The sequence below is a fragment of the Lactobacillus sp. HBUAS51381 genome (assembly GCF_012641095.1).
Taxonomy (GTDB): Bacteria; Bacillota; Bacilli; order Lactobacillales; family Lactobacillaceae; genus Levilactobacillus.
In genome coordinates, this window is record NZ_JAAVSC010000091.1 from 1 (window position 1) to 351 (window position 351).

The 351-nt window shown below is 40.2% G+C and carries 1 pseudogene; it reads right to left on the reverse strand.

The features are described from left to right. Positions 1-351, reverse strand: a pseudogene (locus HEQ50_RS12650) (transposase); the annotation flags it as partial.

A 351-nucleotide genomic window follows, 5' to 3' on the forward strand; every position in this document is an offset into this window, starting at 1 on the left:
CATTTGCATGTCCTTGACGGATAAGTCTTCGATGACAATCTTGTCATAATTATTGACCAGCTCCGTCGTAAACTTTTGCATGATGTCATGTTGGATATTAGCTACCTTGCGATAATCACGCTGCAATTTGGCTCTCATTATACAGCATAATTATTACTTTTAGGTGCCTTATTTCCATTCACAACGCGTTTATGAGCTAGCTGCTGTTGGTAATACTTGACTCGCTGATACAATTTGCATAATCGTTTCGGCAAAGTATTGATAACACCGGCAGTATAGTTTAAATGGCCAACGTTGACATCAACGGCGGAGCTTTTACCCGTTTGTGGCTTGTTTTCGAGTTCAACTTCA